The organism is Paucilactobacillus wasatchensis (assembly GCF_000876205.1).
Lineage (GTDB): Bacteria > Bacillota > Bacilli > Lactobacillales > Lactobacillaceae > Paucilactobacillus > Paucilactobacillus wasatchensis.
The window spans coordinates 1-7,587 of the sequence record NZ_AWTT01000059.1 but is presented as its reverse complement, the minus strand read 5'-3'; the positions used below and the strand labels follow the sequence as shown (position 1 = coordinate 7,587).

Below are 7,587 nucleotides of genomic sequence, written 5' to 3'. Positions count from 1 at the left end.
CCGCTTGACTTATTAGTATAAAAAACATATACTACTTTCTGTATGTAACTGTGAGTTTATTTGAGCCGGGTGATCTATTGTCCATCGGGTTCTTCATAGAAACCAAAGACAGCCAGTGCTGTTTTTGGATTTTTTTTGCTCAAAAGTAGGGTTAAAAACAATTTGTAATCAAATTGTAATATTATTTTTGAGATAAACGCACTGAATAAATTTGAGAGGTGAACAGCTTGGCCGGACATTTAGTTAAATACGGTAAACACCGTACCCGTCGTAGTTACTCACGAATCAAGGAAGTTCTTGATTTGCCTAACCTGATCGAAATCCAAAGCGATTCTTATCAATGGTTCTTGGACGAAGGTCTGCGGGAAATGTTTGATGACATTATGCCGATTGATGATTTCCAAGGAAATTTATCCTTAGAATTTGTTGATTATCAATTATTAGATCCGAAGTATACGGTGGATGAGGCGCGTGAACATGACGCCAATTACTCTGCTCCTTTGCATGTAACTCTACGTTTAACAAACCATGAAACTGGTGAAATTAAATCGCAAGATGTATTCTTTGGTGATTTTCCATTAATGACGGATCAAGGAACTTTTATCATTAATGGTGCTGAACGGGTAATCGTTTCACAATTGGTTCGTTCGCCAGGAATTTACTTTAATGAAGAATTAGATAAAAATGGTCGTCCTAGCTTTGGGGCAACCTTTATTCCAAACCGTGGTGCTTGGCTCGAATATGAGACAGATGCCAAGGATATTTTGTATGTCCGTATTGACCGGACTCGAAAAGTGCCGCTGACTGAGTTAGTTCGGGCATTAGGATTCGGTTCTGATGATGAAATCATTGATATGCTTGGTAACAATGAATCATTATCACTAACCTTAGACAAGGATATTCATAAAAATAACGAAGACTCACGTGTTGAAGAATCGTTAAAAGATATTTACGAACGGCTTCGCCCAGGTGAACCTAAAACTGCTGATTCATCACGAAGCTTGTTAACTGCCCGGTTCTTTGATCCGAAGCGTTATGATATGGCTTCAGTTGGTCGTTATAAGACGAACAAGAAGCTTGATTTGAAGACTCGTTTGTTAAATCAAACATTAGCTGAAACATTAGCAGACCCAGAAACTGGTGAAGTAATTGCTCAAAAGGGTGATGTCGTTACCAAAGAAGTGATGCGTGTTTTAGCACCGTATTTAGATCAAACTGATTTTAAGACCATCACATATAATCCATCTGAAGAAGCCGTTGTGACTGAACCAGTTGAGCTACAAAAGATCATGGTATACTCAAAGCTTGATCCAGAGCGTGAAGTACCAATGATTGGAAACGGTCATATTGACTTAAAACTCAAGCATATTCAACCAGCAGATATCTTGGCTTCAATGAGTTATTTCTTTAACTTACAAGAAGGCATCGGTAACACAGATGATATCGATCACTTGGGTAACCGTCGTATTCGTTCAGTTGGTGAATTACTTCAAAACCAGTTTAGAATTGGTTTGTCACGAATGGAACGTGTGGTTCGTGAACGGATGTCAATTCAAGATAGTGCCACAGTGACACCACAGCAATTGATCAACATTCGTCCAGTTGTGGCTTCAATCAAGGAATTCTTTGGTTCATCACAACTGTCACAATTCATGGATCAAACGAACCCATTGGGTGAATTAACTCATAAGCGTCGTTTGTCAGCTCTTGGACCTGGTGGTTTAACTCGTGATCGTGCCGGATACGAAGTTCGAGACGTTCACTATACTCACTACGGTCGGATGTGTCCGATTGAAACACCAGAAGGTCCTAACATTGGTTTGATTAATAGTTTGTCAAGCTATGCACGGGTTAACAAGTATGGCTTTATCGAAACACCATACCGTCGTGTTTCATGGGAGACTCACAAAGTTACCGATAAAATTGATTATTTGACTGCTGACGAAGAAGATAATTACGTTATTGCACAAGCTAACTCACCATTACAAGATGATGGTTCGTTTGTTGATGACGTTGTTATGGCTCGATCACAATCAGATAATATCGAAACAAGTATTGAAAATATTGACTACATGGATGTTTCTCCTAAGCAAGTAGTTTCTGTTGCCACTGCATGTATTCCTTTCTTGGAAAACGATGATTCTAACCGTGCCTTGATGGGTGCCAACATGCAACGTCAAGCTGTTCCATTATTAGATCCTCATTCACCACTAGTTGGTACTGGGATCGAATACAAGGCAGCGCATGACTCTGGTGTTGCTTTGATTGCTAAGTATGCTGGAACAGTTGAATACGTGGATGCTCGTGAAATTCGCGTTCGTCGTGACAATGATACCCTTGATAATTACAAACTAATGAAATTCCGCCGTTCTAATGGTGGTAAAAACTACAACCAACGTCCAATTGTTAAATTAGGTGACAAGGTTGATGCTAATGAAATTTTGGCTGATGGTCCTTCAATGGAAAATGGTGAATTGGCATTAGGCCAAAACCCATTAGTTGCCTTCATGACATGGCAAGGTTATAACTTCGAAGATGCGATTGCGATTAATGAACGTTTAGTTCGTGATGACGTCTATACTTCAATTCATATTGAATCATATGAATCAGAAGCTCGTGACACTAAACTTGGACCAGAAGAAATGACTCGTGAAATTCCTAATGTCGGTGAGGATGCATTAAAAGACCTTGATGATGATGGAATTGTCCGTGTTGGTGCTGAAGTTCAAGATGGTGACATTTTGGTTGGTAAAGTTACTCCTAAAGGTGTGACTGAATTATCAGCTGAAGAGCGTTTACTCCATGCAATTTTCGGTGAAAAATCACGTGAAGTTCGTGATACTTCATTGAGAGTTCCTCATGGTGGCGGCGGAATCATTCAAGACGTCAAAGTCTTTACTCGTGAAAACGGGGATGAATTATCACCTGGTGTTAACATGATGGTTCGTGTCTACATTGCGCAAAAACGTAAGCTTCAAGTTGGAGACAAAATGGCCGGACGTCATGGTAACAAAGGTACTGTCTCAGTGGTTATTCCACAAGAAGATATGCCATACATGCCAGATGGTACGCCAATTGACATTATGCTTAGTCCCATGGGTGTGCCTTCACGTATGAACATCGGACAAGTTATTGAATTGCATTTGGGAATGGCTGCTAAGAAATTAGGCATTCACGTTGCAACACCTGTCTTTGATGGTGCTACCGATGATGATGTTTGGGATGCTGTGCAAGAAGCAGGGCTACCTTCTGATGGTAAGACTGTCTTATACGATGGTCGTACCGGTGAAGCGTTTGATAACCGTATTGCAGTTGGTGTCATGCACTATATGAAGCTCGCCCACATGGTTGATGACAAGATCCATGCACGTTCAATCGGACCTTACTCACTAGTTACACAACAACCACTTGGTGGAAAAGCACAATTTGGTGGCCAACGATTTGGTGAAATGGAAGTTTGGGCACTTGAAGCTTATGGTGCTGCATACACATTGCAAGAAATCTTGACTTACAAGTCTGATGATGTGGTTGGTCGTGTTAAAACCTATGAGGCAATCGTCAAAGGTGAACCAATTCCTAAGCCTGGTGTTCCTGAATCCTTCCGTGTGCTAGTTAAAGAGTTACAAGCACTTGGTTTGGATATGAAAGTGCTGGATGGCAAGAATCAAGAAATCGAACTCCGTGATATGGATGACGATGGCGATGATGTTGTCAACGTTGATGCATTAAGCAAGTATGCTGAACAACAAGCACAGCAACAAGGCCAAACACAAGCCATTGCACCAAATGAACAGGCACCACAAGAAGAAACAAAACAAGATTAATTCGCTAATAATAATTGTAGTTATTAAATTAAGGAGGAGCATCCTTTGATTGATGTCAATAATTTTGAAAGCATGCAAATCGGTCTGGCATCACCAGATAAGATTCGTAGCTGGTCATATGGCGAAGTAAAAAAACCAGAAACGATCAACTACCGAACTTTGAAACCAGAACGTGATGGCTTGTTTGACGAACGGATTTTCGGTCCAACCAAGGATTGGGAATGTGCTTGTGGTAAATACAAACGAATCCGTTATAAAGGTGTTGTTTGTGATCGTTGTGGGGTTGAAGTTACTCGTTCTAAAGTTCGTCGTGAGCGGATGGGCCATATTGAGTTGGCTGCACCTGTAACTCATATTTGGTATTTCAAGGGTATCCCAAGTCGGATGGGCTTGGTATTGGATATGAGCCCACGGGCCTTAGAAGAAATCATCTACTTCGCTTCATACGTTGTTTTAGATGGTGGCGATACACCACTTGAAAAGAAACAATTATTATCAGAACGTGATTACCGTGATAAGAAGCTAGAATACGGCAACAAATTCAGTGCTGAAATGGGTGCTGAAGCAATTCGCAAGTTGCTTGATCAAGTTGATCTTGAAAAAGAAGCCGGCGAGTTAAAGGAACAACTTAAAGACGCTTCAGGCCAGAAACGAACTCGTGCGATTCGTCGATTGGATATTTTGGAAGCATTTATTAAGTCAGGTAACAAACCTGATTGGATGGTTATGGACGTTGTTCCAGTTATGCCACCTGATTTGCGTCCGATGGTTCAACTTGAAGGTGGCCGATTTGCGACCTCTGATTTGAACGATTTGTATCGTCGAGTTATCAACCGTAACAATCGTCTCAAGCGTTTGTTAGACTTGAACGCTCCTGGTATTATCGTTCAAAACGAAAAACGGATGTTGCAAGAAGCCGTTGATGCTTTGATTGATAATGGTCGTCGTGGCCGTCCAGTTGCCGGTCCTGGTAACCGTCCATTGAAGTCACTTTCTCATCTATTAAAGGGTAAGCAAGGACGATTCCGTCAAAACTTACTTGGAAAACGGGTTGACTATTCTGGTCGTTCCGTTATCGATGTGGGACCTTCATTACGAATGAACCAAATGGGGTTACCTGTCCCAATGGCAATGGAACTATTCAAGCCATTTATCATGAAAGAATTGGTTAAGCGTGATTTAGCTTCTAACATTAAGAATGCTAAGCGTAAGATCGATCGTAAAGATGATGACGTTTATGATGTTTTGGAAGATGTGATTAAAGAACACCCAGTGTTACTTAACCGAGCACCTACATTGCATCGTTTGGGAATTCAAGCTTTTGAGCCAGTGCTAGTATCAGGAAAAGCAATGCGAGTTCATCCACTTGTGTGTGAAGCTTACAATGCCGATTTTGATGGTGACCAAATGGCGATTCACGTTCCGTTATCTGACGAAGCACAAGCAGAAGCACGGTTACTAATGCTTGCTGCTGGTCATATTTTAGCTCCTCGTGATGGTAAACCAGTGGTTACACCATCACAAGATATGGTTATTGGTAACTATTACCTAACGACTGAAGAAGCTGGTCGTGAAGGTGAAGGAATGATCTTTAAGGACATTAATGAAGCTCAAACAGCCTATCAAAATGGTTACGTGCATTTACACTCACGTGTTGGGGTGTTAACTTCATCAATGTCAGCTAAACCATTCACAGCCGACCAACAAAGTAAAATTATGGTCACGACTGTTGGTAAATTGATCTTTAACGATATTTTGCCAACCGACTTCCCATATTTAAATGAACCAACTAATGATAATTTAACAATTGGTATTAATGATAAATACTTCCTTAGTTCTGGTGAGGACTTGAAGGCTCATCTTAGTGATACACCTTTGATTCCACCATTTAAGAAAGGGTTCTTGTCAGATATTATTGCTGAAGTTTATAAGAAGTATAAAGTTACAGCTACTTCATTGCTATTAGACCGGATGAAAGATTTGGGTTACTACGAATCAACCATCTCTGGTTTGACGGTGGGTATTTCAGATATTACTGACCTGAAAGAAAAACCAGAAATTATTGCCAATGCTCATAAAGAGGTTGCAACAGTTTCGAAGCAATTCCGTCGTGGTTTGATTACGGATGATGAACGATATGAACGGGTTATCGGTATTTGGAACGATGCTAAAGATGAAGTACAGCAAAAACTGATTGATAGCATGGACTTGCATAACCCAATCAACATGATGAGTGATTCTGGCGCCCGTGGTAATATTTCAAACTTTACTCAATTAGCTGGTATGCGTGGATTGATGGCTGCTCCTAATGGTAAAATCATGGAACTACCTATTCTATCAAACTTCCGTGAAGGTCTAACTGTGTTGGAAATGTTTATTTCTACTCACGGTGCCCGTAAAGGAATGACCGACACTGCTTTGAAGACTGCTAACTCAGGTTACTTGACTCGTCGTTTGGTCGACGTTGCCCAAGACGTTATTGTTCGTGAAAGAGACTGTGGTACTGATCGTGGTCTTCGAGTACAAGCAATCACTGAAGGTAACGAAATGATTGAACCATTGTACGATCGCATCTTAGGCCGTTACACAATGAAGGCAGTTAAGAACCCTGAAACTGGCGAACAAATTATTGGTAGAAACGTAATGATCGACGAAGATGCTGCACAGGCAATTATCGATGCAGGTGTGACTGAAGTTACAATTCGTTCAGCATTCACATGTAACACTAAACATGGTGTTTGTGAGCATTGTTACGGTCGTAACGCTGCCACCGGTGACAAGGTTGAAGCCGGCGAAGCTGTCGGAACCGTTGCTGCACAATCAATTGGTGAACCAGGAACACAACTAACAATGCGTAACTTCCATACCGGTGGTGTGGCTGGTAACGAAGATATCACTCAAGGACTTCCACGTATTCAAGAAATTGTTGAATCACGGAATCCAAAAGGTAAGTCTGAAATTACCGAAGTTACTGGTAGTGTTGAGTCGATTGAAGAAAATCCTGCGGAAAGAACGAAGGAAGTTACTATTAAGGGTGAAACCGATACTAGAACTTATACTTTGCCGATTACAGCACGGATGAAAGTAGCTGAAGGTGATTTCATTCACCGTGGAACTGCTTTGAATGAAGGTTCAATTGATCCAAAAGAATTACTTCAAGTTCGCGATGTGTTGTCTACTGAAACGTATCTTCTTGCTGAGGTTCAAAAAGTTTACCGTATGCAAGGGGTTGAAATCCTAGATAAGCATATCGAGATCATGATTCGTCAAATGATGCGTAAGGTACGGGTCATGGATCCAGGTGATACCGATGTATTGCCAGGAGCCTTAATGGATGTCGATGAGTTCCGTGATGACAATTACAAGACATTGATTGCCGGCGGTATTCCAGCTACTGGTCGACCAGTAATCTTGGGAATCACGAAAGCTGCTTTGGAAACAAACAGTTTCTTATCAGCTGCATCCTTCCAAGAAACCACTCGTGTGTTAACAGATGCGGCAATTCGTGGCAAAAACGACCCACTAGTCGGTTTGAAGGAAAATGTTATCATCGGTAAAATTATTCCAGCCGGTACTGGAATGGCTGAATATCGTGGTATTAAGCCCAAAGAGGTTGGTGTAGCATCAACTGACGGAGTTTATTCGATTAGCGATATTGAGAAACAGATGAAAGAAAAAGAATAGTGCAAACTGCCACGTTTAAGTGTCGTGGTATAACACAAAAAAGCTGGTATCAGATTCGTAGTTTGAATCTGATACCAGC

At 41.1% G+C, this 7,587-nt stretch carries 2 protein-coding genes; both read left to right on the top strand.

Features of this window, described 5'->3' with window-relative positions; translation table 11 throughout:
• Positions 1–227: 227 nt before the first annotated feature.
• Complete coding sequence (gene rpoB / locus WDC_RS08565) at positions 228–3,824, top strand: DNA-directed RNA polymerase subunit beta (RefSeq protein WP_156127023.1); 3,597 nt, start codon at positions 228–230, stop codon at positions 3,822–3,824.
• Positions 3,825–3,869: 45 nt separating this feature from the next.
• A complete protein-coding gene (gene rpoC / locus WDC_RS08560; protein ID WP_044011446.1) occupies positions 3,870–7,508 on the top strand; it encodes a DNA-directed RNA polymerase subunit beta' in 3,639 nt (1,212 codons plus the stop codon).
• Positions 7,509–7,587 lie beyond the last annotated feature (79 nt).